The 24,579-nt window shown below is 69.2% G+C and carries 22 protein-coding genes and 1 pseudogene; 11 read left to right on the top strand and 12 right to left on the bottom strand.

Annotation, left to right across the window (positions count from 1 at the left end; translation table 11 throughout):
* The first annotated feature begins 134 nt into the window (after positions 1–134).
* Positions 135–2,708, top strand: coding sequence for an IPT/TIG domain-containing protein (locus EV382_RS12885; protein ID WP_130401797.1), 2,574 nt, complete (start codon positions 135–137; stop codon positions 2,706–2,708).
* Between the two features lie 114 nt (positions 2,709–2,822).
* On the opposite strand, the gene EV382_RS12890 is transcribed toward EV382_RS12885, so the two are convergent.
* From EV382_RS12890 to EV382_RS12900, 3 genes are read right to left on the bottom strand one after another with little or no spacing between them, the layout of a single operon-like run.
* Positions 2,823–3,389 carry a GerMN domain-containing protein gene (locus EV382_RS12890; protein WP_130401798.1) on the bottom strand — a complete coding sequence of 189 codons (567 nt, stop codon included), beginning with the start codon at positions 3,387–3,389 and terminating at the stop codon, positions 2,823–2,825.
* A complete protein-coding gene (locus EV382_RS12895) occupies positions 3,386–4,741 on the bottom strand; it encodes a sensor histidine kinase (protein ID WP_130401799.1) in 1,356 nt (451 codons plus the stop codon). Before EV382_RS12895 ends, EV382_RS12890 begins: the two co-directional genes overlap by 4 nt.
* Positions 4,738–5,427: a response regulator transcription factor gene (locus EV382_RS12900; protein WP_130401800.1), complete on the bottom strand. Its 690-nt coding sequence runs from the start codon at positions 5,425–5,427 to the stop codon at positions 4,738–4,740. Before EV382_RS12900 ends, EV382_RS12895 begins: the two co-directional genes overlap by 4 nt.
* Before the next feature lie 155 nt (positions 5,428–5,582).
* Between EV382_RS12900 and EV382_RS12905 the strand changes: the two genes are divergently transcribed.
* The 5 genes from EV382_RS12905 (at position 5,583) to nhaA (ending at position 8,964) form a co-directional block, all read left to right on the top strand.
* A complete protein-coding gene (locus EV382_RS12905) occupies positions 5,583–5,999 on the top strand; it encodes an STAS domain-containing protein (RefSeq protein WP_130401801.1) in 417 nt (138 codons plus the stop codon).
* A 144-nt stretch (positions 6,000–6,143) separates the two neighbouring features.
* Positions 6,144–6,758 (top strand): STAS domain-containing protein, encoded by a 615-nt coding sequence (locus EV382_RS12910; protein ID WP_130401803.1) that lies wholly within the window; start codon positions 6,144–6,146, stop codon positions 6,756–6,758.
* Positions 6,759–6,842: 84 nt separating this feature from the next.
* Positions 6,843–7,109: a GlsB/YeaQ/YmgE family stress response membrane protein gene (locus tag EV382_RS12915; protein WP_130401805.1), complete on the top strand. Its 267-nt coding sequence runs from the start codon at positions 6,843–6,845 to the stop codon at positions 7,107–7,109.
* An 81-nt stretch (positions 7,110–7,190) separates the two neighbouring features.
* A complete protein-coding gene (locus EV382_RS12920) occupies positions 7,191–7,490 on the top strand; it encodes a BON domain-containing protein (RefSeq protein ID WP_130401807.1) in 300 nt (99 codons plus the stop codon).
* A gap of 160 nt (positions 7,491–7,650) precedes the next feature.
* The gene (nhaA, locus tag EV382_RS12925) at positions 7,651–8,964 is read left to right on the top strand and encodes a Na+/H+ antiporter NhaA (RefSeq protein ID WP_130401809.1); all 1,314 of its coding nucleotides are present in this window, start codon (positions 7,651–7,653) and stop codon (positions 8,962–8,964) included.
* A gap of 15 nt (positions 8,965–8,979) precedes the next feature.
* Here the strand turns inward: nhaA and EV382_RS12930 are convergent, their stop codons facing one another.
* From EV382_RS12930 to EV382_RS12940, 3 genes are read right to left on the bottom strand one after another with little or no spacing between them, the layout of a single operon-like run.
* The gene (locus tag EV382_RS12930; protein WP_130401811.1) at positions 8,980–10,029 is read right to left on the bottom strand and encodes a PucR family transcriptional regulator; all 1,050 of its coding nucleotides are present in this window, start codon (positions 10,027–10,029) and stop codon (positions 8,980–8,982) included.
* A 60-nt stretch (positions 10,030–10,089) separates the two neighbouring features.
* On the bottom strand, positions 10,090–10,878 hold the full coding sequence (locus EV382_RS12935; RefSeq protein WP_130401813.1) for an ABC transporter permease subunit: 789 nt from the start codon (positions 10,876–10,878) through the stop codon (positions 10,090–10,092).
* Complete coding sequence (locus EV382_RS12940; RefSeq protein WP_130401815.1) at positions 10,844–11,782, bottom strand: ABC transporter ATP-binding protein; 939 nt, start codon at positions 11,780–11,782, stop codon at positions 10,844–10,846. The genes EV382_RS12935 and EV382_RS12940 overlap by 35 nt, the downstream gene beginning before the upstream one ends.
* A gap of 190 nt (positions 11,783–11,972) precedes the next feature.
* Between EV382_RS12940 and EV382_RS12945 the strand changes: the two genes are divergently transcribed.
* Together EV382_RS12945 and EV382_RS12950 are read left to right on the top strand one after the other, a co-directional pair.
* Complete coding sequence (locus tag EV382_RS12945; protein WP_208758393.1) at positions 11,973–12,863, top strand: ABC transporter ATP-binding protein; 891 nt, start codon at positions 11,973–11,975, stop codon at positions 12,861–12,863.
* 104 nt (positions 12,864–12,967) lie between these two features.
* Positions 12,968–14,461, top strand: a complete 1,494-nt coding sequence (locus EV382_RS12950) for a hypothetical protein (RefSeq protein WP_208758394.1) — start codon at positions 12,968–12,970, stop codon at positions 14,459–14,461.
* 85 nt (positions 14,462–14,546) lie between these two features.
* Here the strand turns inward: EV382_RS12950 and EV382_RS32695 are convergent, their stop codons facing one another.
* The 3 genes and pseudogenes from EV382_RS32695 to EV382_RS12960 form a co-directional block, all read right to left on the bottom strand.
* Positions 14,547–15,431 carry a glycine betaine ABC transporter substrate-binding protein gene (locus EV382_RS32695; protein WP_165435775.1) on the bottom strand — a complete coding sequence of 295 codons (885 nt, stop codon included), beginning with the start codon at positions 15,429–15,431 and terminating at the stop codon, positions 14,547–14,549.
* A 78-nt stretch (positions 15,432–15,509) separates the two neighbouring features.
* Positions 15,510–16,403 carry an ABC transporter permease gene (locus EV382_RS32700; RefSeq protein WP_165435776.1) on the bottom strand — a complete coding sequence of 298 codons (894 nt, stop codon included), beginning with the start codon at positions 16,401–16,403 and terminating at the stop codon, positions 15,510–15,512.
* Positions 16,404–16,477: 74 nt separating this feature from the next.
* Positions 16,478–17,647, bottom strand: a pseudogene (locus EV382_RS12960) (quaternary amine ABC transporter ATP-binding protein); the annotation flags it as partial.
* A 541-nt stretch (positions 17,648–18,188) separates the two neighbouring features.
* On the opposite strand from EV382_RS12960, the gene EV382_RS12965 reads away from it, so the two are divergent.
* The 3 genes from EV382_RS12965 (at position 18,189) to EV382_RS12975 (ending at position 22,322) form a co-directional block, all read left to right on the top strand.
* Positions 18,189–20,168, top strand: a complete 1,980-nt coding sequence (locus EV382_RS12965; protein ID WP_130401821.1) for an acyl-CoA dehydrogenase family protein — start codon at positions 18,189–18,191, stop codon at positions 20,166–20,168.
* Between the two features lie 235 nt (positions 20,169–20,403).
* On the top strand, positions 20,404–21,906 hold the full coding sequence (locus EV382_RS12970) for a SulP family inorganic anion transporter (protein WP_130401823.1): 1,503 nt from the start codon (positions 20,404–20,406) through the stop codon (positions 21,904–21,906).
* A gap of 38 nt (positions 21,907–21,944) precedes the next feature.
* Positions 21,945–22,322, top strand: a complete 378-nt coding sequence (locus EV382_RS12975) for a MerR family transcriptional regulator (RefSeq protein WP_130401825.1) — start codon at positions 21,945–21,947, stop codon at positions 22,320–22,322.
* Positions 22,323–22,374: 52 nt separating this feature from the next.
* Here the strand turns inward: EV382_RS12975 and EV382_RS12980 are convergent, their stop codons facing one another.
* From EV382_RS12980 to EV382_RS12990, 3 genes are all read right to left on the bottom strand, one after another.
* Complete coding sequence (locus EV382_RS12980) at positions 22,375–23,280, bottom strand: ferritin-like domain-containing protein (RefSeq protein ID WP_130401827.1); 906 nt, start codon at positions 23,278–23,280, stop codon at positions 22,375–22,377.
* 218 nt (positions 23,281–23,498) lie between these two features.
* A complete protein-coding gene (locus EV382_RS12985; RefSeq protein ID WP_130401829.1) occupies positions 23,499–23,981 on the bottom strand; it encodes a carboxymuconolactone decarboxylase family protein in 483 nt (160 codons plus the stop codon).
* Between the two features lie 57 nt (positions 23,982–24,038).
* Complete coding sequence (locus EV382_RS12990) at positions 24,039–24,506, bottom strand: YkgB family protein (RefSeq protein WP_130401831.1); 468 nt, start codon at positions 24,504–24,506, stop codon at positions 24,039–24,041.
* Positions 24,507–24,579 lie beyond the last annotated feature (73 nt).

Consider the following 24,579-nt stretch of genomic DNA (forward strand, 5'->3'; position numbering starts at 1 on the left):
GTTTCAATTTCGTTCAGTCGATGACGGGTGTCGCCGCATTGAGCTGACCCGTCAGTCGAACTGAACGGGGGAAATTGGTGAGGCCTGTCCTGCGAAGAATCACGAGCGCGTCCACGGCGCTGCTCGTTGCCGGCGTGGCAACCCTGGGGTTGGGGACGCCGGCACTGGCGGCGCCGGGTGACGCGAGCGCCCGCGGTGTCGTCGTCGACCTGTCCGCCGAGGTGGCCGGGATCGCCGTCATCACCGCCGACGCCGTCATCGGAACGGCCACCGCTCCGGCCGCCGGCGGCACCGACACCGAGACCCTGCTGGCCATCTCGATTCCCGGAGCGCTCGGAGTGACCGCCAGCGGCACCGTCGAGGAGGTCACCGCCACCCGAGCGGCGGCCTCGTCGTCCGCGTCCGCCAGCGTCAACGGCCTCAACCTGGCCGTGCTCGGTGTCGACGTGCTGGACGCTACCGAGGTCAGCGCCACCGCGACCTGCCCCCAGGTCGGCCCGACCAGCGCGGACACCACGCTCGTCGGACTGGAGTTGTTCGGCACGGCGGTGACGTTGACGGCGAACACGCCCGCCGTCGTCGGCAGCGCCGCTGTGGTGGTGCCGGGTCTGGTGGGCGCGAGCCTGAACGCCTCGTTGACCCGCGTCGAGACGACCACCGCCACCGGTGCCACCGCGATCACCGTGCGGGCCGTCCTCACCCTGTCGGGCACCCTGCTCGGCGTACCGACGACCATTCCGGTCGGGACGGTGATCGTCGCCGAGGCCATCTGTGAGCGTCCGCCGGCGGCACCCGCAGCCGCGACGATCACCCCGGACGAGGGACCGCAGTCGGGTGGCCAGACGGTGACGATCACCGGTACGGGCTTCATTCCGGGCGGCACCACCGTCACCTTCGACGGCGCACCGGCCACCAATGTCACCGTCAACCCCGGCGGCACATCGCTGACCGCCGTCACCCCGCCTGGCGCGGTCGGCCCTGCGTCGGTCCTCGTCAGCACGGTGAACGGCACATCGCCGCCGCTCGCCTACACGTACCTGGCCGACGGCAGCGGGGCCCTCGTCACCGGCCTCGCGCCCACGTCCGGGCCGACCGTCGGTGGCACGACGGTGACGATCACCGGCACCGGGTTCACCGGCGTGGCAGGTGTCGACTTCAACGGGCTGCCCGGCACCGGCTTCACGGTCAACCCGGCCGGCACCACGATCACCGTGGTGACCCCGCCGAACCCGGCGGGACCGGCCGCGGTCGAGCTGATCTTCCCGGCCGGTGAGGTGACCGCGCCGACGTTCACCTACATCGCGCCGACGATCACCTCGATCGTGCCGGACACCGGACCGAATACCGGTGGCACGACGGTGACGATCACCGGCACCGGGTTCACCGGCGCGACCGGTGTGACCTTCGGCGACACGCCGGGCACCAACCTCGTCGTGGACCCGAGCGGCACCTCGCTGACCGTGGTCACACCGCCCGGGCCGGTTGGTCCGGTGGACGTGACAGTGCTCGTCCCGGGCGCGAACGCGACAGCACCGAACGGGTTCACCTACGTGGCCGCGCCTCCGAGCGCCGCCTCGATCACGCCGAACGCGGGTCCGCAGTCCGGCGGCCAGACGGTGACGATCACCGGCGCCGGCTTCATTCCCGGTGACACCACCGTCACCTTCGACGGGGTGCCCGCCACGAACGTCACGGTCAACGCGGGCGGCACCTCACTGACGGCGGTCACGCCGCCCGGTGCGGTCGGCCCGGCGGTGGTCGTGGTGAGCACCGGCGGCGGTACGGCTGCTCCGCTGGACTACACGTACCTCGCCGACGGCAGCGCCGCGACCGTGACCGGGCTGAACCCGACGACCGGGCCGACCTCGGGTGGCACCACTGTGACGATCACCGGGACCGGGTTCACCGGGGCGACCGGGGTGAGCTTCGACGGGGTACCCGGAACCGGATTCACGGTCAACCCGGGCGGCACCACGATCACCGTGGTGACTCCGCCGAACACGGCAGGACCCGCGGACGTGCGAGTGGTGTTCCCGGCGGGCACCGCCACCGCGCCACCGTTCACGTACGTCGCTCCGACGATCGCCTCCATCGTGCCGAACACCGGACCGACGACCGGCGGTACCACGGTGACGATCACCGGGACCGGCCTCACCGGCGCCACCGGCGTGAACTTCGGCAACACACCGGGGACCAACCTCGTCGTGAGTCCGGACGGCACGTCGCTGACCGTCGTCACCCCACCGGGCCTGCCCGGCTCGGTGGACGTGACGGTGCTACTGCCCGGGGAGGATGTCACCGAGCCGGACGGGTTCACCTACGAGGTCGCCCCACCGCGCATCGACACGGTCACCCCGGGTCAGGGGCCGACCGGGGGCGGAACGACCGTGACGGTCGGCGGTTCCGGGTTCGTGCCGGGGGGAACAACTGTCACGATCTGCGGAAGGACCATCCCGGCCAGCCAGGTCAGCGTGGCAGCGGACGGTCGCTCGTTGACCTTCCGCACGCCACCCTGCGCGGCCGGGACCACCACGGTCACCGTGAGCACCGACGGTGGAACCTCCAACGGGCTCACCTTCCGCTACTTCCCACGAATCCTGCCGGTGACCGGTGACAGCATCGCCTCGCCACTGACCGCTGGCGCGATGCTGGCTCTGCTCGGCGTCGTCCTCATGCTGCTGACCCGCCGTCGGCAGCGCGCCAGCTGAATCAACTGATCGAACAGTCCCGGCCAGGGCCCACACTGGGCCCTGGCCGGGACCCGTGCGGGTGTCGGTCACGGGTCGCACCGAGGCGCTGTGGGTAGGCGCAGCGGAGGCGACTCAGCGAGGGCTGATCAGTGGGGCGAAATCGGCGCGGGTGAGCGGCTGTTCGGACAGTGACCCGTCCGCGCGGGGTACGCCGAGAGGTCGGCCGTCACGGGAGAACGTGACGGTGGTGACGTCATCGCGGCTGGTGAGGGTGCAGACGATCTGCCCGAAGGCGAGGACTTCGTCGCTGCGGCCGGCGTCCTCGCCGGGTGTGTCGACCACGACGCGGGCTTCGCGGCCGGTGACGGTGACCCCGGCGGCGTTGACCGCTCCCGGCAACGCGCTGGTCAGGTCGGTCGCGCGTTCGGCCGCGGTGGGCCCGGCCAGCAGATGCCGCAGTTGATCCTCGATCGTTGGTGGCTGGTCGACGCGCCGGACGAACGAGATGACGCGGTTGTCGCGGACGAAGCAGAGCGTCTCGGCCGCCCGGCCGGGCGGTGCGGTCGTGTCGACGGGTGCAGAGCTGTGCGATGGTCCTCGCGGTGCCTGCACGACACGGGGGGCGTCGTCGGTGGGGATGCTGCAGCCGGTCAACAGCGCGGCACCGGCCAGCACGACGAGATGACGATGATGATTCATGGCAGGCTCTCCGGCAGGGTGACCCGGAAGCAGGCGCCCCCGCCCGGGCGGTCGGCGACCGTCACCTGCCCGCCGTGCGCGGCGGCGTGCTGGGCGACCAACGCCAGCCCGAGACCGGTGCCGTCGCCGGCGCCACGGGTATGGGCGGCTCGCCCACGGACGAAACGATCGAAGATCGCCTCACGGTCCTCGACGGGCACACCGGGCCCGTCGTCCTCGACTTCGATGATGCCGACCTCACCGTCGCGATCCAGCCGCACGCCCGCGGGACCACCTCCGTAGGTGACGGCGTTGTCGAGCAGGTTCGCCAGGACCTGGGCGATCCGCCGCTGCTCGACCTGCCACGTCGCCGGCACGTCCGGCGCGAGATGAACGAGCGTCGTCGGCAGGTCGAGAGCCCGGCAGGCATCGCGGGCCAACTGCGCCACGTCCACCGTGGCCCGGTGGGCAGGCTGGTCGCTGCGGGCCAGGTCGATCAGGTCGTTGACGAGCCGCTGGAAACGGTCGATCTCGTCGGCGACGAGACCGGCCGCGATGGCGGTGCGTTCGTCCTGGTGTTCCCGACGGCGGGCCAGGACGCTGGCCGCCGCGGCGAGGGTCTGCAACGGAGAGCGCAACTCGTGACTCACGTCGGCGGCGAACCGGCGGTCCCGTTCGATGCGCTGGGCCAGCCGGTCGACCATCTGGTTGAACGACGAGGACAAGCGGGTCAGGTCAGGGTCGGTGGCCGTGTCGAGGCGGGCGGTGAAGTCACCAGCGGCGATCTTCTCGGCCGCGTCGGCGACCGCCGTCAACGGCCGCAACCCGTGCCGGGTGGCGTACCAGCCGAGGGCGGCGCCGGATCCAGCGACCATGATCGCGACGGTGGTCAGCGCGAGAGCCAGAACCTGGAACGTCTGCTCCAGTTCGCGGAGTGAGTTGACCTCGAAGTAGGTCGCGGACGCGGACAGCGGCACCCCGACCACCAGCACGGATTGGCCGTCGACGCGGACCCGTTGCACTGCGGGCTCGCCGGCCGCGACGACCCGACGCAGGGCGACGGGGATGGCGGCGGTGGTGCCGGGGTCGGCTGCCCGCACGTACCACTCACCGTCCAGATGCAGCACCGGCCGCCGGCTCCCGCCGGTGTCCAGCGACCGGAGCACCTCCACCACGTCGGGGGTGTCGGTGTCGAGCCCGGCGCGAACGACGGTAGCGTCGAAGTAGGCGGCTCGCAGCGCGATGCGTTCCCGCTCGTCGAGCAGGGATCGGCGGGTCAGCTCATAGGAGATCAGGGCCATCGACGCCGAGAGCAGCAGCGCGCCGACGGCGAACGCGGCGGTCACCCGGGTCCGCAGTCCGAGGCGTCTCATCGCTGCAGCTTGTAACCTAGACCCCGCAGGGTGACCAGGTGTCGGGGGTTCGCCGGGTCCGGTTCGATCTTCTGCCGCAGCCGACCCACGTGTACGTCGACGAGCCGTTCGTCGCCGCTGTCGTACCCCCAGACCCGTTGCAGCAACTGCTGACGGGACAACACTCGCCCAGCGTGCTCGGCCAGCTCGCACAGCAGCCGGAACTCGGTGCGGGTGACCGGGACGGGTCGACCGGCGCGGTGAACCTCTCCCCCGTCGGGGCTGATCTCCAGCTCGCCGACGACGAGCACGGGCACGGGCTCCGGCGCGTGTACCGCGACGTCGCTGCGGGCACGGCGTCGCAGGGCGCGCAGGCGGGCGGTCAGTTCCTTGATCGCCACGGGTTTGACCACGTAGTCGTCGGCACCGGCTTCGAGGGCGGCGACAATGTCGTGCGTGTCGTCGCGGGCGCTGACCACCACGATCGGCACATCATCGGCGCGGCGCATCTGCCGAATGCACTCGAAGCCGTCAAGACCGGGCAACATCAGGTCAACCAGGACGTAGTCTGCCGGATCGCGGCGCTGCACGCGCAGACCCTCCTCGGCCGTGGCCGCCCCCAGGGCGTCGTAACCCTCGTCCTCGAGGGCGAGCAACAACGCCAGCCGGATGCGGTCGTCGTCCTCGATCACCAGCACGGACGTCATACCGGGCATCATCCCCAGACGACCGGCTCCGCGGCCAACTGTGACGGCCGGCTGAGCTGATTTGTCATGGAACTGTCACAGATCCGCGTGGTGACCGCCAAGCCGGCACGGCAGGGTCATGCACAACCGCGTCCGTGAAGGAGAGGGGTGTGCCCGTGACCGGACCTCTGGCACCGACGACGTGCACGCTGCCGCTGGTCGAGGTGCGCATCACCGAATTCGACCTGACCTGCCTGCCGGCGACCGGAGCGGTGTTCGACCGGCTGCTGGCCCTGCATCCCGCCCGGGTCGTGGTCGACCTGTCTGGCTGCCGGCACATCGACGCCGCCGCCATCGGCCTGCTGCTCGATGTGCACCGGCAACTCGCCCGTTCCGACGGGGTCCTGACCGTCCGCGACCCGAACCCGCGCATCCGCCGCATCCTGCACACCGCCCGTCTGGATCAGATCCTGCCGGTCGTCGACACCGCGCCGCCGTCGCCGCCCGGCACCGCTACCCCGGCGGAGGAACCCACCTCCGCACCGCCGGCGTTGGTCGCTCACGGCCGCGCCTCGGTAAGAGCCACGCACTGACGATCGCGGCCTCACCGCTCCCGCCATCGGGCTGGATCGCCATCCGGGCCGGACGTCAGGCTCGGGAGCCAGCCCCGCTTCGGCACTGCACGGACGCCGTGTCCCACCGCACGAGGAGACACGGCCCCAGGAAGGACCAGCAGAATGACCGTTGTCCCGGACGACCACCTGATGACCCTGATCTGCGACACCTGCGGCGACACCGTCAAGGCCACCGCGTGCGTGCTCCCCGACGCGGAGGTCGTCTGGACCCTGGTATCCGAACAGGGCTGGAGCGGTTCCCCGTTCGCCACCGGACCGCACCGCTGCCCGCACTGCAGCCTGTTGCCGCTGCCTGGTGGCGGCCGCGCGTGCGGCGACCACGGTCCCGGCGGCATCCTCGGCATCGACCATGTCGACGACGTGACAGTTGTCGCCGCCGCCGGCGACGTCGATCTCGACACCGGGGACACCCTGCGCACCGCCCTGCGTCACGCGGCCGACATGGGCGGACACGTTGTTGTTGATCTGAGCCGCGTACACCTCATCGACTCCACCGGCCTCGGCCTACTCGTCCGCGCCCATCGCGAAGCCCGGGAGCGGGGCGCCACACTCTGTCTTGCCGCACCGTCGCGGTTCGTCCGCACCGTCCTGCACACGATGCGCCTCGACGGGGCCTTCCCCCTCTTCGACAGCCGCGACGAGGCCCTCGCCCAACTGTCGAACGGATCGGTGTCGGAGCGCACCACCTCCGCCACCGTGACGGCCGCACGTTCCTGATCGACATCGGTCTCGAACCGACGGCATGCCCGCTGGTACCGCTGCGACTTTCCAAGAACCACTCGAAGGAGATCCGAGGGAGCCATGAGCGTCGCTGGTCTCGTCACCGCGCTCCTCGTCGGCGTCACTATCGGTCTACTCGGCAGGCTCATCACCCCCGGACGTCGGGACGCCCCAATCTGGCTGACCGTCTCCGTCGGAGTGGTCGCCGCCCTGGCGGGCAGCATCCTCGCCCGTCTCGCCGACGTCGATACCGGCCTCCTGACCCTGGTCATCCAGGCCGGTCTTGCCGGCACCGGCGTCGTACTCGTGGTCACCACCGCCAGGCCCCAACCGTCCGACTCCCCGTGACACCGGAGAGGACGCGTTCACGGGGCCGTTCTCCCGCCGACCGCGATACCGCCCCGCTTCGCCAGAATCAAGGAGCTGACCGTGTACCTGCCCTGGCCACTGCCGGACGAGAACTGGTTCGCCGACACCTCGGACCAGCCCGAGCCGGACCGCGAGGACCTGCGGATCGAGGCGCTGGTCGCGCAGCGTTTGAGCATCGACTGGACCACGCGACGCCAGCAGATCACCGTCTCCGTGCAGAACCGGGTCGTCATCCTCGCCGGCCTGGTGAGTGACCCGGACACTCGGCGGGTCGCGGCGGAACTCGCCTACGACGTGCCGGGCGTCTTCGACATCTGCAACACGTTGCGGCTCAGTGGCCCACGGGGTGGCCGCCGGTGACCGACGGTCCCCGCTGAGGCGCGCCCCGGACACCATCGGAGGCGCGAGCGACCCCTCGGGGGTGGCAACAGGCTGAAGATCGTCGTTTGGCTAAGGTGGAAGCCGGTGTGCCGGGAAGACTGGTCGGCGACTTCGTCACCGACCCCAGCGGAGGATTCCGATGTCCCGACCACCGGCCAACCGCACGCCACTCCTGCTCAGCCGCAGGAGTTGGCCTGAGGTACGCCGCATCGGGGACATCCTCCGGACCGAGACGGTCGGTGGGGTGCTGCTGCTGATCGCCGCGGTGCTCGCTCTCGCCTGGGCGAACTCTCCCTGGTCCGACGCGTACCGCTCGCTCGCTGATGCTGTCGTGGGTCCCAAAGCGCTGCATCTGGACCTCTCGTTGGCGCAGTGGGCTGCCGACGGCCTGTTGGCGATCTTCTTCTTCGTCGCCGGGCTGGAGCTCAAGCGCGAGTTCGTCGCCGGTGACCTCCGCGAGCCACGCCGGGCGATCCTTCCGGTCGCCGCCGCGCTCGGCGGCATGGCACTGCCGGCGTTGATCTACGTGGCGTTCAACGTCGCGGCCGGTGGCGGGGCGTTGATCGGGTGGGCGATCCCGACCGCGACGGACATCGCGTTCGCCCTGGCCGTGCTCGGGGTGATCAACACAAGTCTGCCTTCAGCGATGCGGACATTTCTGCTCACCCTCGCGGTGGTCGACGATCTGCTCGCCATTGTGATCATCGCGGTCTTCTACACCAGTTCCCTGCACTTCGGGCCGCTGCTGCTCGCGGTGGTCCCGATGGCGCTGTTCGGGCTTCTGGTCCAGCGTCGGGTGCGGTCCTGGTGGCTGTTGCTGCCACTCGCCGCCGTGACGTGGGTGCTCGTGCACGCCTCCGGTGTGCATGCCACTGTCGCCGGGGTCGCGCTGGCCTTCACCGTGCCGGTGCTGCGCCGCAAGCCGGGGCCCGGCCCTGGCCTGGCCGAGCATTTCGAGCACCGGATCCGACCGTTGTCCGCCGGGGTCGCGGTCCCGGTGTTCGCGTTCTTCGCCGCTGGTGTCTCGCTCGCCGGGGCGGGTGGCCTCGGCACAACCCTGACCGACTCGGTCGCCCTGGGGGTGATAGTCGGGTTGGTGGTGGGGAAAGCCGCCGGGGTCCTCGGAGCCACCTGGCTCGTACAGAGATTCACCCGGGCCCGACTCGCCGAAGGGCTCGCCTGGTGGGACATGGTCGGGTTGGCGCTGCTGGCCGGGGTGGGATTCACCGTGTCGCTGCTGATCGGCGAGCTGGCCTTCGGCGCCGGCAGCGAACGCGACGACCACTCCAAGATCGGCGTCCTCCTCGGGTCGCTCCTCTCGGCGGTGCTGGCCGCCGTCGTCCTGCGCGCCCGTAACCGGCATTACCAGGGAGTCTGCGCCCTGGAGGAACGAGACAGCGACGCCGACGGAGTACCAGACGTCTACGAAGAGCAGCCGACGACGCCGTCCTGATCTGGGTGCTCGTGGCTACGGTGGCCAGCCGAGTAGTCGAGCGCCGAGCACCGCGGTCTGCAGCGTGAATCGTTGGGTCGGCTCGCCGGGGTGGTAGCCGGTCAGGTCGCGGATGCGGTCGAGTCGGTAGGTGATCGCACGGACGGACAGGTGCATCTGCCGGGCTGTCGCGGTGTGGTTGCCCTGGTTGTCAAAGAGCACGGTCAGGGTCTCCAGGTACGGCGCTGCGCCGCCGCGGGCCGTGGTCAGTGGCCCGAGGACCGTCGTCACCAGGTCGGTGATGGCGTCGCGGTCACGCAGAAGCACGGGGAAGACCAGCAGATCCGCGGCATTGAGTACGGGCGTGGTGAAACCGAGTCTGGCGGCATAGTCGAGGGTGTGGCGGGCCTCGTCGAGGGACGTGGCCAGGCCGTGCAGGCCCGGTTGCGTGCGGCCGACCCCGACCTGCCAGTTGCCCGTACCCAGTTCGGCGCGGAGCAGGTGCGCGAGTTCGGCCGCGATGCCGCGCAGGCCGCCGGCACTGATGCAGACCACATCACCGTCCCGGAGGGTGGTGAGGGTGTTGCCTTCGCCGAACCTGGAGGCCAGGGCGGCGTCGATGCGGTGCGTGATACCGGGAGTCAGGCCGGCCGCCCGGGCGATCACGACGGTGTGGGTGGCCGACAGACGGATGCCGTATCGGTGTGCGCGTTCGGCCAGAGCGCCTGGGTCGGCCCGGCCGGTGAGCAGGTCGTTGACGAACACGGCACGTTCGGTGTCGTGGCGATCCAGCTCGACACGGTTCTGTCGGGTGTACCCGTCGACGGCTGCGGTGAGCAGGACCCGGGTGCTGGCCAGCAATGCTTCGGCGTGGGAGTGCACGACGATGGCGGTGTCGCCCGACTCGACCCCAGTGGCGCTCCATTGGGCGGTGGTGGCGTCCAGCAGACCGGCGACGAGCGCGCCGAGCCTGAGCCCTTCGTCCGCTGCGCGAGCACCCAGGTCGACCGCTGCCTGATGCCGGACACTGGCCGGGGCGGACAGCAGATTGTGGCAGTTGGCGGTAAGCCAGGCGTCGTCGCTCATGGGCTGTTCCTTGTCGGCGTGCTGGTGGCCGCCGGTAACCGGCGGCCACCAGCCTCAGATTTACACACCGATGTCGCGGCGGTCGAACACGATGACTCCGGCGGTCGTGGTTACGACACCGAGGAGTACGAGGGTGAGCAGTTCAGCCGGATGCCAGCCGGTGTGCAGCGGGTCGGTGCCGATGAAGTAGTGAAACGGGGACAGCCAGCGCACCCAGTGCCAGCCGTCGAGCATTCCGGCGATGGCGTTGACCATGTAGGTGGCCACGGCGATGCCGCCGGTGATCGCGAGGACCGTCGTACGCTTGCCGGTCACGGCGCCGGTGAGGAAGGCGATACCGGCGAAGCACCACACCAGGGCTACCAGGCCGGCGGATGCGGCAGCGACGTTGGACAGGGGGATGTCCATGCCGATCCAGGGCACAATGATCATCAGCAGGATTCCCGGGATGGCGGCGACCACGGTGAGCGCGCTGCCGGCGGCGGCCACCCGTTGCCAGGCGAAAGCCCTTCGCGAGACCGGATTGGCCAGCATCAGCTCCAGGACGCCGTCTTCCTCGGGACGAGCGATCGTGCGGGCACTCAGTGTGATGGCACACATCAGGACCAGGAGTGGGCCGAGCAGGCTGAAGATGGTCGCCTGCAGATAGCCGGCGGGTGACAGCATGTCGGCGATGCCGAGGAAGTCCAGCATGCCCTGGGGCATGGCGTCCTGCTTCAGCTCCGCGGCTCCCTGGAACTGGTTGTAGAACGACGTGTAGATGGCGGTGAACGCCGTGACACCAGCCGCCCAGGCGACCACCGTGAGGCGGTCGTCACGCCAGGTCTTGAGCACCAGCGCGGGATGCATCGCCGGCTCCTTCCGCGTGGTAGTAGAACGACAGGAACGTCTCTTCCAGATCAGGCTCGGCCGACAACATGTCCACCACCTCATGCCGCGCCGCTGCCTTGATCAGCGGATCGATGCGGCCGTCGACAGTGCATTTCAACACCGGCCCGGAGACGACCACCTCACTGACGCCCGGAAGGACACTGAACTCCGCCGGGTCCACCGGGTCGTCGAAGTGGATCTCGACGGCGCGGACTGCCCGCTTTCCGAGGGACTCGACTCGTTCGACCGCGGCCAGCTGGCCATCGCGGACGATAGCGACCCGGTCGGCGGCCTGCTGCACCTCGGCCAGGACGTGGGAGGACATGAAGATGGTCTGCCCGGCGACGCTGGCGTCGCGGACCAGGGCCAGGAATTCCTGCTGCATGAGTGGATCGAGACCGCTGGTCGGCTCGTCCAGGATCAGCAGCGCCGGTCGGTGCATGAACGCCTGCACCAGGCCGACCTTCTGCTTGTTGCCCTTACTCATCGTCCGTACCGGGCGTGACAGGTCCAGGTCGAGCCGCTCGGCCAGTTCGGTCACCTGCGACCAGGCCACGCCGCCGCGAGCCGAGGCGAAGAAGCGCAGCAGGTCTTCCGCCCTGTCCCGCCCGGGGAACACGAGCTCACCGGGCAGATAGCCGATCTGGCGGTGCAGTGCGGCCTTGTCCCTGCGCGGGTCGAGCCCCAGCACCGTCGCGCGTCCACGAGTGGGACGCAGGAAGTCCAACAGCAGCCGGGTCGTCGTGGTCTTCCCGGCACCGTTGGGGCCCAGGAAACCCATCACCTCCCCGGCACGAACCTCCAGGCTGAGCCCCTCGATGCCGCGGCGTTGACCGTAGAACTTGGTCAGGTCCTCGGTGAGCACGGCTATGTCGCTTGTCATGCCCACATCGTCGTGGGCAACCGGTCCGGCATCCAGGTCAGCATCCAGCCGACATCGCGCGGACGCCGTTGCCGGACATCGGAAGCCATGGCGGCCTCCGCGCCGTGACCGCCGGGAGTACGCTCCCATCAGGTGCGCCGGGAAGTCTGGTCGGCAGGTGATGTCCTGCTGCGACCCCCCGGAGGCTCCGATGGGCATTTCTGCCCTGCGCACCGAAAATCTGTCCAAGCGGTACGGGCGGCTACTCGCCCTCGATGACCTCACCCTCGACGTCGCGGCGGGCGAGGTGTTCGGGTTCCTCGGTCCCAACGGCGCCGGAAAGTCGACCACGATCCGGCTGCTGCTCGGGCTTGCCCGACCCACCTCCGGACGGGCGTGGATCTTCGACACCGACGCCGCCGACGTCGCCGCCGCCCACCGCAGGCTCGCTTACGTGCCGGCGGATGTGGCGCTGTGGCCACGGATGACCGGTGCCGAGGTGCTGGAACTGCTCGCCCGCATCGGTCCCGGTACGGACACGGCCTACCGCGGCGAGCTCATTCAACGGTTCGCCCTGGATGTGTCCAAACCGGCCGGTACCTACTCGACGGGCAACCGGCAGAAGGTCGCTCTGATCGCGGCGTTCGCCACCCGAGCGCCGCTGCTGGTGCTTGACGAACCAACCAGCGGCCTGGATCCGCTCATGGACCGACAGTTCCGGCAGGCCGTCGCCGAGGCCCGCGACAACGGACAGACGGTGTTCCTCAGCTCCCACCAACTCGCCGAGGTCGAGGCCATCTGCAACCGGGTCGGCATCCTGCGTGCCGGACAGCTGGTGGAGGTGGCGTCCGTCGAACAGCTGCGCCGGCTGCACCAGACCGAGGTGGCCGCGACGTTCACCGGCACGCCACCGGACCTCAGCGGCGTCCCCGGTGTCGACGGCCTGCGCCACGACGGCACCTCGACCGTGCGGTTCACCCTGAACGGCGCCCCTGCCGCGGCGTTACGTGCCCTGGCCGACGCTGATGTGGCGAGCATCGTCGTCCGTGAGCAGAGCCTGGAGGAGATCTTCCTCGCCTACTACGGGCAGGACGCCCGATGATGGCAACGTCGACGGCGGCAGCACGGCCGCACCGCGTGCTGAGGGCGCTCGCAGTGCGCCAGGTGCGCCGTGGGGCCCTGGTCGTGACCGTTGTATGCGCGGGAATGTCCGCGCTGGTCGTGGTCGGCTACCGCGCCGAGGCACTGGACCAGGCCGCCGTCGAGGCGCTGGCACAGAACCCGGCGATCCGTACCCTCTTCGGTGAGCCGGTCGCGCTCGACCAGGCTGGCGGGTTCACCGTCTGGCGTACGGGCACTGTCCTGGCGGTCCTGCTCGGTGTGTGGGCGATGCTGACCGCCACCCGGATCACCCGCGCGGAGGAGGACGCCGGCCGGTGGAGTCTGTTGCTGTCTGGCCGCATCACCCTCGCCGAGGCGGTCCGCCATCATCTCGGTGTCCTGGCCGTCGTTCCGGTTCTCGTCGGAGCGGCGACCGCGGCGGCGATGATCGCCGCGGGAGTGGAAGCCAAGGGTTCGTTGTTGCACGGAGCCGGCCTCGCCGCCGTGGGGCTCTTCTTCGTCGCCCTCGGGGGAGTCACCGCCCAGCTCTTCGCCAGCCGGTCGGCTGCCAACGGTGCGGCGGCCGCCATCCTGGTCGCCGGGGTGCTCACGCGGATGGTCGGCGACGGTGTGCCGGCACTGGCCTGGCTTCGGTGGCTGTCCCCGTTCGGGCTCGTAGCGCTCACCCGCCCGTTCGACACCGATCAGGGGCTGCCGGTGTCGGTGCTGACGATCACCGCGGTGCTGCTGCTGGCTCTCACCGGCCGGCTCGCGGCGCGGCGCGACGTCGACGGGGCCATTCTTACTGCCGCCGTTGGCAGACCGGCGCGCACCGCGTTGCTCGGTTCGGTGCCCGCCTTCGCCGTCCGGCGCACAATGCGGCCACTGGCCGCATGGTCGACCGGCATCGCGGCGTACTTCCTGCTCCTGGGCCTGATCGCCCGGTCCATGACGGAATTCCTGGTCGACAACCCCCAGTTCGCGACCATGGCGGCCCAGGCCGGCTTCCCCGCACTCGGCACGGTCGAGGGCTTCGCGGCCACCCTGTACGCGCTGCTGGCCGTCCCGGTCGGGGTGTTCGTCGCCGTGCGAATCGCCGCCCTCGCCGCGGACGAGAATGCCCGGCGTCTCACCCTGCTGCTGGCCGCACCGGTAACCCGGCTGCGGCTGTTGGCTGCCGAAGCGGCCGTTGCCGGCTGCGCGGCGCTGGTTCTGATCACAGTGGCGGGTGTCGCCATGTGGGCTGGCACTGCCACCGTCCATGCCGACCTTGGGGCCGGTGACGCGCTCGCCGGCGCATGGAACGTCGTGCCGGTGGTGCTGCTCTGCTGGGGAGCTGCCGTCCTGGCGCTCGGTTGGGCACCACGCGCCGTCGCGGCGATCGGCGCTCTCCCGGCCGCTGGCGGGTTCATCTGGCAGGTCACCGCCGACAGCATCGACGCACCTTCCTGGATTCACGCGCTGTCACCGTTCGCGCACCTTGCCGCGGTACCGGCCACCGCGCCGGCCTGGCCCGCGGCGGCGGTGATGGTCGGCATCGCCGCAGCCGGAGTGATCGTCGGCGCCGTCGGCTACCGCCGGCGTGACCTGTGCGCCTGACCGGACCGCTCGAGGGTGTCGCTCGGAGGGCGGGAACGCCGAGGGGCCCCGCCGGTTCGGCGGGACCCCTCTGGCGTCGGTGGGATCAGGAGAGCGTGTTCAGGTAGTCGGGGTTGGCCTTCAGCCACTCCTCGACGGCCTTCTCCTCGTCGCCCTTGTGCGTGTTGAACATGAGGTCCTCCAGGGACGCGAGCTGCGCGCCGTCCATCTTGAACTTCTTCAGCATCGCGGTAGCCTCGGGGAAGTCCGCACCGAAACCGGTGCGGGCGAGAGTGTTGACCTGCTCGGCCTGGCCGAGGGTGCCCTTCGGGTCGGTGAGGTCCTTCAGCTCGTACTTGGCGTAGGCCCAGTGCGGGTGCCAGAGCGTGACTACGATCGGCTTCTTGTCGGCGATCGCGCCGTCCAACGCGGCCAGCATCGCGGGAGTCGAGGAGGTCTTCAGCTTCAGCTTGCCGTCCAGGCCGTACTCGGGGATGACCTTCTCCTGGGTGGCCTTGGTCAGACCGGCGCCCGGCTCGATGCCGATCATCTGCCCGTCGAAGCTGGCAGCCTTGCCGGCCAGGTCGGCCAGCGAGTCGACGCCCTCGACGTACGCCGGCACCGCGATGCTCAGGCTGGCATCGTCGTACCAGACGCCGAGCTTCTCCAGCTTGTCGCCGTACTTCTCGAGGTAGGAGGCGTGCGTCTGGGGCAGCCAGCTGTCCAGGAACAGGTCGATGTCGCCCTTGGCGAGACCGCCGTAGACGAGACCGGCCTCCAGGTTCTTCAGCTCGACCTCGTAGCCCTTGTCCTGCAGGATCTTCTGCCACAGGTGGGAGGCGGCGATCGCTTCGTCCCAGGCCATGTAACCGATGGTGATTTTCTTGTTCTTGTCGGACGCGTCGTCCTGCTCGCCGCAGGCGGCAACGCCGCCCAGAGCCAGGGTGGCGGTCACCGTGAGCGCGAGGACGCGCTTCAGTGTCGAAAACAAGGGTTTTGTCCTTCCTTTTTGGGGTACGCCGGCGGACCCGCGTACGCGGGAGTGTGATTGCCGGCGGAGAGCGACGGGTCAGGCCGCCTGCCGCGCGAGTCGTTGCGCCCGCGCGGACGGGAAGCGGTCGCCCGCCGAGTCGGTGAGACGGTCGAGTACCACGGCCAGGATCACCACGGCGATCCCGCCCTCAACGCCGCTGCCCACCTCGACCTGGGACAACGCAAACATGATCACGTCGCCGAGGCCACCGGCACCCACCATGCCGGCGATCACCACCATGGACAGGGCCAGCATGATGACCTGGTTGACGCCGGTCATGATCGTGGGCAGCGCCAGCGGCAGCTTCGTCCGCAGCAGCACCATCCACGGTGGAGCGCCGAACGACTCGGCGGCCTGGACGATCTCCTTGTCGACCTGGCGCAGACCCAGCTCGGTCAGGCGCACGCCCGGCGGCATGCTGAAGACCAGGGTGGCCAGTACGCCCGGCACGGTGCCGATACCGAAAAAGAAGATCGCCGGGATGAGGTAGACGAACGCGGGCATGGTCTGCATCAGGTCCAGCACCGGCCGGGCGACAGCGGAGGCCCGCTTGTTCTCGGCGACGAGCACGCCCAGCGGGATGGCCATCAGCAACGCCAGGGTGCTGGCGACGAGCACCTGGGCGAGCGTGCTCATGGTCTCCTCCCAGTACGGCATGCCGGCTACCAGGCCGAGACCGACTGCGGCGCCGAGGGCGAACTTCCACCCACGCAGCCACCAACCGAGGCCGGCGAGTACCAGGACGACCACCACCGCCGGTACGCCGGTGAGCAGGTCGTTGAGCGGACGCACCAACGCGTCGACGACGGTGGCGACACCGTCGAAGAACGGGCCGAGGGTGGCGGTGGCCCAGTCGACGGCGGACTCGGTCCAGGCGCCCAGCGGCACCCGGGGCAACCAACTGTCCAGTGGCGACTGCGCCAGGATCATGCTGGCTCTCCCTTCGTTCCGACCAGTTCAACCTGGTCCTGAGCCTGCGTCGGCTCGTCCGGGGTCGCGGCGGCCAGCGCCGTGAGCAGGGTGATCCGGGGTATCACCCCGATCAGCCGGTCGCGCTCGTCGAGGACGGCCACCGGGTGCTGGCTCTCCGCGCAGTCGCCGAAGAGGTCGGCGACCGAGGTGTCCGCGGTGACCGTGCGGACTCGCTCAGTCGACACGTAGCCGTCGAGGTGGGGGTGGCCCTCACGGAGTGCCCGCGACACCTCGTCCTCGGTGACCGTGCCGAGGAACGTCTTCATCGGTCCGGTCACGTAGATCACCGAGGTTTGGCTCTCCCGCAACGCCTTCGCCGCGACCCGGGGACCGGCGTTGACGTCCAGCACCTGCTGGGGCTTCTCCATGACCGACGAGGCGGTGAGGATCCGGGTCCGGTCGACGTCGGCGACGAACTGCGCCACGTAGTCGGTGGCCGGATCAGTGAGGATCTCCTCAGCCGTGCCGATCTGGACGATCCGACCGTCCCGCATCACGGCGATCCGATCGCCGAGCCGCATGGCCTCGTTGAGATCGTGGGTGATGAAGATGATCGTCTTGCCCAGCTCCGCCTGAAGTTCCAGGAGTTGGTCCTGGATCTCCCGGCGGATCAGCGGGTCCAGCGCCGAGAATGCCTCGTCCATCAGCAGGATCTCGGTGCCGGCCGCGAGCGCGCGGGCCAGCCCGACCCGCTGGCGCATGCCGCCGGAGAGGTCGTGCGGCAGGTTGTCCGCCCACTCTGTCAGACCCACCATGCGCAGCGCGTCCATGGCCCGCTCACGTCGCTCGGCCTTAGGCAGCCCGGCGACCTCCAACGCGTACCCCGCGTTCTCCACAACCGTCCGGTGCGGCATGAGCGCGAAGTGCTGGAACACCATGCTGATCTTCTCGCGGCGCAGCTTGCGCAGCGCCGCCGGCTTGAGCGTGGTCAACTCGACCCCATCGACCCGCACGCTGCCGCTGGTGGGACGCAGCAGGCCGTTGAGCATCCGGATCAGGGTCGACTTTCCGGAGCCGGAGAGGCCCATGACGACGAAGATCTCGCCCGGGCGTACCTCGAAATTCGCGTCGATCACGGCGGCCGTGGCCGGCAGCCCGGCCAGGGCCTCGTCTCGGGGCCTCCCGTCCGCCAGCCGCCTTACCGCTTCGTCAGCCCGGTTGCCGAATATTTTATAGAGCGACTGCACTGTGAGTGCGGACACGATCCCCCTTCCGAGACGCGAACCGGTTGGCGTATCGCACCATCGGCGTTTCTTCGCGTCTCATCGTCGATATCAACATCGATCACCTTCAGCGGGTCACACATGGGTCCGGCGAACCTACCGATGCCCATCGCGGCACATCCAGCTGGCACCGCAGGTTTGTGGATATGCACACAAAAATTTGCGCGTACCCGTAACGAATTGGTCGCTCGCACGCCTGACGTGCGGCATCGTCGACACTGGTCGGTGAGCGCGGATTCCGCGCGACCTGCGCCGATCGTCCCGCTTCACGCTGGCTGACTAGCGCGTCGGCCCCTCATTGGGGAACCGTTCCAGAATTTGACGGGACTGATAGAAAACTGTCACACGACTGTCATGGTTCAACGCGGTCCGATCGCCTAATTTGAGCTGGGGAGGTAGCTCCGCAGGCTCCCGATCGCGGACAGAAATCGCCATGCTCTCCTCTGCCGACTCACTCAGCCGCCGGTATTCTGGATAGGGCACGGCCTGCACCCATATGCCCATCCGCTGAGGGGGGACCATGCCCGATCACATCGATCTCGCCCGCCTGCGCGACGTGCTCGACGGACCGTGGGCCGCGGTCCGCGCCGCGCACCGCGAGCACCTCGACGAGCGCTTCCTCCCGGTGTACGGCGAGACCGGTGACCAGGCACGCGAGCGGATCACCCGGCTGCTCACCCAACTCCCCGTCGAGCTGGGCATGACGTCGGCCTTCCCCACCGAGTACGGCGGCAGGGGCGACGTCGGCGGCTCGATCGTCGCCAGCGAGATGCTGGCGCAGGTCGACCTGTCGCTGATGGTCAAGGCGGGCGTGCAGTGGGGCCTGTTCGGTGGCGCTGTCGCCGCCCTCGGCACGAAGCGGCACCACGACGTCTACCTGCGCGACATCATCGAGGGTCGGGCCTTCGGCTGTTTCGCCATGACCGAGACCGGCCACGGCTCCGACGTCCAGCAACTACGCACCACCTGCACCTACGACCCGCAGACGCAGACCTTCGACCTGCACACCCCGCATGAGGCGGCCCGCAAGGACTACATCGGCAACGCCGCCCGCGACGGACGGATGGCGGTGGTCTTCGCGCAGCTGATCACCGACGGGACGCGGCACGGCGTACACGCGTGGTTGGTCCCGATCCGCGACGCGCAGGGCAACCCGCTGCCCGGCGTGACCATCGGCGACGCCGGACCCAAGGCGGGCCTGCTCGGCGTGGACAACGGACGGCTCAGCTTCACCCACGTGACCGTGCCGCGGGACATGCTGCTCGACCGCTACGGTCAGGTCGCGCCGGACGGGACGTACTCGAGCCCGATCGAGAACGACTCCCGACGCTTCTTCACCATGCTCGGCACCCTGGTCCGCGGCCGGGTGAGCGTAGGCGGCGCCGCGTCGGCGGCCACCAAGTCGGCGCTGACCATCGCCGTGCGCTACGGCGACATCCGCCGCCAGTTCGGCACGCCCGACGCGGGCCGGGAGGTGCTGCTCAACGACTACCTGGCCCACCAGCGCAAGTTGCTTCCCGCCCTGGCCACCACGTACGCGCTGAGCTTCGCCCAGGCCGAGTTGGTCACCGCCCTCAGTGAGGTGCAGGGCGGCGACGGGCCGGTCGACGAGCACCGGCAACGGGAGCTGGAGTCCCGGGCCGCCGGCCTCAAGGCCGCGCAGACCTGGCACGCGACGCGCACCATCCAGATGTGTCGTGAGGCATGTGGTGGTGCCGGCTACCTGGCCGAGAACCGGCTGCCCAGCCTGAAGGCCGACACCGACGTCTTCACCACCTTCGAGGGCGACAACACGGTGCTGTTGCAGTTGGTGGCCAAGGGGCTGCTCACCGGCTACCGGGACGAGTTCGGCTCGCTGGACGGGTGGGGGCGCGCCTCCTTCGTCGCCGAACAGGTCCGCGAGATGGTGCTCGAGCGCACGGCCGCCCGGTCGGTGATCGAGCGGCTGATCAGCGCCGTACCCGGCCGCGACGACGAGGTCGCGGTCACTCACCGCGGCTGGCAGCTCAAGATCTTCGAGGACCGCGAGAGGCATCTGCTCGACGGCGCTGTCCGCCGCCTGCGCAACGGCGCGGCCACGAAGACGGACCGACCCTTCGACATCTTCAATGATGTCCAGGACCACGTCCTCGCTGTCGCCGCCGCGCACATCGACCGGGTCACCCTGGAGGCGTTCGTCGCCGGCATCGAGAACACCGCCGACCCGGCGGTCCGGGCGCTGCTCTCGCGGGTCTGTGACCTGTACGCGCTCAGCGTCATCGAGGCCGACAAGGGCTGGTTCCTGGAGCATGGTCGTCTCACGCCGGCCCGCTCCAAGGCGATCACCGGCGTGGTGAACGGCCTGCTCAAGGAGTTGCGCCCGCACATGCGGACGCTCGTGGACGGCTTCGCCATTCCGGACACCTGGCTGCACTGCGCCATCCTCGAGGAGGAACCCCGCCGGCAGGAGACGATGGCCGCCCACGATTCAGCCGGTGATCGGCAGGCGGTGTCGGCGTAGCCGCTGGCGACCGGTGGCTGAAGCGGGCCTTCGGCGGCGGCCGAGCGCCCGGAGAGTGATCACCACCACGGGTCACCAGCAGGACTCTCCCGTCACGGAAGAGTAGAGTCGTTGGCTGGTCAGCCGACCACCGCGATGCCGGTGGCCCTGCCTGACGCCCCCTCGCACGTCAGCAACCGGACGAGACGCGCCGGTGCTGTCCTCGTGCGCGCACACCGAGCGTGAGATGAGTCGCATGTCTGCACTGTTGTCGGCGGTCCGCCCGCCCCGGCCCTCCCGACCTGAGTGGCTGTCCTCACCCCGGGTGCTGCGTACCGAGGTTCTGGCCGGTCTGGTGGTGGCGCTGGCGCTGATCCCGGAGGCGATCTCCTTCTCGATCCTCGCCGGCGTCGACCCACGGGTGGGGCTGTTCGCGTCGTTCACGATGGCGGTCACCATCGCCTTCACGGGCGGACGACCGGCGATGATCAGTGCGGCGACCGGTGCGGTCGCGCTCGTGGTGGCCCCCCTCGCCAAGGAGCACGGCCTCGACCACCTCGTCGCCGCGGTGATCCTGGGTGGCCTCCTACAGGTGGTGCTCGCCGCGCTCGGAGTGGCGAAGCTGATGCGATTCGTTCCGCGCAGCGTGATGGTGGGGTTCGTCAACGCCCTGGCTATCTTGATCTTCACCGCGCAGGTGCCGCATCTGATCGGCGTGCCGTGGCTGGTCTACCCGATGGTCGCCGTCGCGCTCGCGATCATGGTGTTTCTTCCGAGACTGACCACCGCCGTGCCGGCCCCGCTGGTGGCGATCATCGCGCTGACGGTGTTCACCGTCGCCGCGCACCTGACCGTGCCCAACGTCGGCGGGGAGGGCACCCTGCCCGACAGCCTGCCCACCCTGGGGCTACCCGACGTGCCCTACACCCTGGACACGCTGCGGCTCATCGCCCCGTACGCGCTCGGTATCGCCCTGGTCGGGCTGATGGAATCGCTGATGACGGCGAAGCTGGTCGACGACATCACCGACACCCACTCCAACAAGACCCGGGAGTCCTGGGGTCAGGGTGTGGCGAACATCGTCACCGGCTTCTTCGGCGGCATGGGCGGCTGCGCCATGATCGGCCAGACGATGATCAACGTGAAGACGTCCGGTGCCCGGACCCGGCTGTCAACGTTCCTCGCCGGGACGTTCCTGCTCGTCCTCGTCGTCGCCCTCGGCGACGTGGTCGCGCTGATCCCGATGGCGGCCCTGGTCGCCGTAATGATCATCGTCTCAGTCGGCACGTTCGACTGGCACAGCATTGAACCCGCCACGTTGAAGCGGATGCCCTGGGGCGAGACGATCGTCATGGTCATCACTGTCATCGGCACGCTGGTCAGCCACAACCTCGCCGTCGGTGTCGTCCTCGGGGTGCTCGCCGCGATGGTGATCTTTGCCCGTCGGGTGGCGCACCTCGTCGAGGTGACCAGCGTCCTGGACCCGGACGGCGGCACGCGGATCTACCACGTCCACGGTGAGTTGTTCTTCGCCTCCAGCAACGACCTGGTCTCCCAGTTCGACTACGCCGGTGACCCGGAGCATGTCGTTGTCGACATGACCGAGGCCCACATCTGGGACGCCTCCTCCGTCGCGGCCTTGGATGCGATCACGACCAGGTACGCGTCGCGCGGCAAGCGTGTCGACATCGTCGGGTTGAACCCCGCCAGCGCGAGCTTCCACGAGAACCTGGCCGGCACGCTCACGGCCGGGCACTGATGAGCGACGGGCGCGTCGAGGCGACAGCCGCTCGACACATGCAGATCGGAGAAGCCGCCGAACGCGTCGGGCTGAGCATCCGCACCATCCGCCACTACGAGGACGCGGGTCTGGTCGTACCCTCGGCGCGCAGCGAGGGTGGGTTCCGCCTCTACACCGAGCCGGACCTCGACCGTCTGCGCGTCATCAAGCGGATGAAGCCGCTCGGCTTCACCCTGGAGGAGATGCGCGACCTGCTGCGGCTGCTCGACGACCTCACCACCACCGACGGCGACGCGCGCGCGGCGCTGTTGGACCGCCTCGCCCTGTTCCACACCGCTGCCCAGTCCCGGGTCCACGCGCTCCGGCAGCAGCTCGCCATGGCGGAGGGTTTCGCCCGACAGATCCAGGAGCAGATCGACCTGCACAACCGCTGACGTGTCGCGGTGCGCCCTGCGACACGTCAGCGGGGACGACGTCCGACGGCCCTCACGCCGATGCGGCGCTCATCACGATGTCGCCGTTCATGCCGGCCGGGTAGAAGCCACCTGACGAGACCGGGTTCGGGCTCAGGTAGGCGATGTTCAGAACGGACTGCGCCGATCGGCCGTAGCACATTCCATTTTCATCGGTGGGGATGAAATTCGGGTCCGCCGCCGTGCCGACACCCTGGTCGTCATCCGCCGGGCCATCGAGACTGTTACGCGCGTCGGAGATCTTCCGCACCGAATCAAATACTGTGTCGTCGGTGAGTCCGGCGCTGTAGAGCGCGGATCGGACAATTCCCGCGTGGTACGCCTCGGTGGCCAGCAGGCCAGCTGCCGCATCAAGGTACGTCTTGTTCGACAGCAGTGACGCGGAACCTTTGAACGCCGACACTCCGACGTCCTCGAAGAGGAACGCCGCGAAGAGGAAGTTGAGATCGTTCGCGTACGGGTCGAACCTTTCGCCCTGCTTGATGAGACCAGCGGCCGTCGCCGCCGCCGTGAAGCTCTCGTCCAGCGAGATGGCGGGACGAGCAACAGCGGCGTTGCCGAGCGCGGATCGCAGGAAGGCCACGTGCTGCATCTCGTCGGAGGCGATCTCCTTCGCGAACCTCTGCACGAAGTTGCTGCTGAAGTTGACCGATCCTCCGCCGGACACCTCGCCGCGCACCCCGGTGCCGGTGGTCATCTCGTCAGGAAGCCCGGATCCCGTCGTCGCGCGGAGGTAGAACTCGGCCTCGAGATATTCGAGATTCAGCGCGAAGTTGAGGATGGCCGCGTCGCTCGGCGATCCACCGCCTGCCGGGTCGGCGTTGCACACTCCTGGATCCACCAGGGCCGCGAGCCTCCGCCGGTCCGCTTCGGATTCTGCGCTGCGGGACACCGCCGCTGAGATGAACCAGTTGTCCATGCTGCCTCCGTTTGATGCAGTCAGGTGCCAACTGTCCGTACCGGCCGACCCGACTGGAATGGATGAGACTCACGTTAGGCGCGCGGGTGAACCCCAGGAATTGTTTTGCCGGAAGGCGGTACGGGGTGAATCCGACGTCGACTACGCTCCGCGCGGCGGAACGCGTACCGATCGGTTGGGCCGCGCTTCGCGGCTGCCGGCCTGCTTCGATGGCAGGGTCACCCGGGGGGTGCCGTCGTGGGCATGGCACCCTCGGCGAGCTTGAGCCGCGTCCAGATGTTCATGTTGATCACAACGGCCGCGATCTCCAGGATCTCCTCGTCCGTGAAGTGCACGGTCATCCTGTCGTGCGCCTCCTGGAACCGACTGTTCACGGTGGCGTCGGCGGTCCGGGTCAATGCCTCGGCGTAGGAGAGCGCGGCTCGCTCCTGCTCGGTGAACAGGTGCGTCTCCCACCACGCGCTGAGGGTTTCGACTGTGGAGGGCGGGATGTCGGCGGCACGGGCAGCTTCGTGGTGCACGAGAAGGCAGTAGCTGCAATTGTTGATCTGCGCGACGCGTAACCGGAGGAGCTGGGCCAGGGACCGTTCCACCTGGAGTGTGGCGGTATAGCCGAAGGCTGCGGCCCCGGCGTTCGCCAGAGCCGTGAGCTGCTCGTTCGAGGTGGCGTCCAGTCGGACGTTCTGAATCCTGGTATCCAAGAGCTGGCCTCCTCTGACCCACGACGGCACCGGTGGTGCGCAAGCCCGGCGGTCGGCTCATCGCTGGCGGGCGACGCGCAGCGAGTCGCCAGCTGTCACCAGAGCGGCGCCGAGGAGCACGGTGTCCTTCAACAGGAATTGCCCCAGCTGGGAGAGGCTGAACACCCCCTGCCCCTGCTGCCGGGCCTCGGGCGTGGTGGCCAGGAAGCTGAGCGTGGTGAGGAACATTCCGGCCGCCGCGACGCTGCCGATCGCCGCCGCTCTGGGGGCGAACGGCTTCGCGGCGATGAGAGAGCCCACGGCGATCTCGGTGACGCCGATGAGCCGGTTGAGCCTCTGTGCGCCCAGCCTTTTCCGCAACGAGGAGAACAGCGGACTCGAGGTGACCAGGGGCTCGTCGTTCTCGACCTCGTACTGTTTGAATTTGAGCGCGCCGATCCACAAGATGTTCGTCGCCAGTGCCGAGCGCAGGACCGAGGCGCCGACGGAAGCGAGGCCATCGGTCGAGGCGTGTCGCGTGCCCATTGCTCGCTCCTAGTCGCTGCCGACGGTGGGCGTGCCGGGGACCATTACCCGCTGGGGCCGGCCACACACCCGG

It is taken from the genome of Micromonospora violae, from assembly GCF_004217135.1.
Taxonomy (GTDB): Bacteria; Actinomycetota; Actinomycetes; order Mycobacteriales; family Micromonosporaceae; genus Micromonospora; species Micromonospora violae.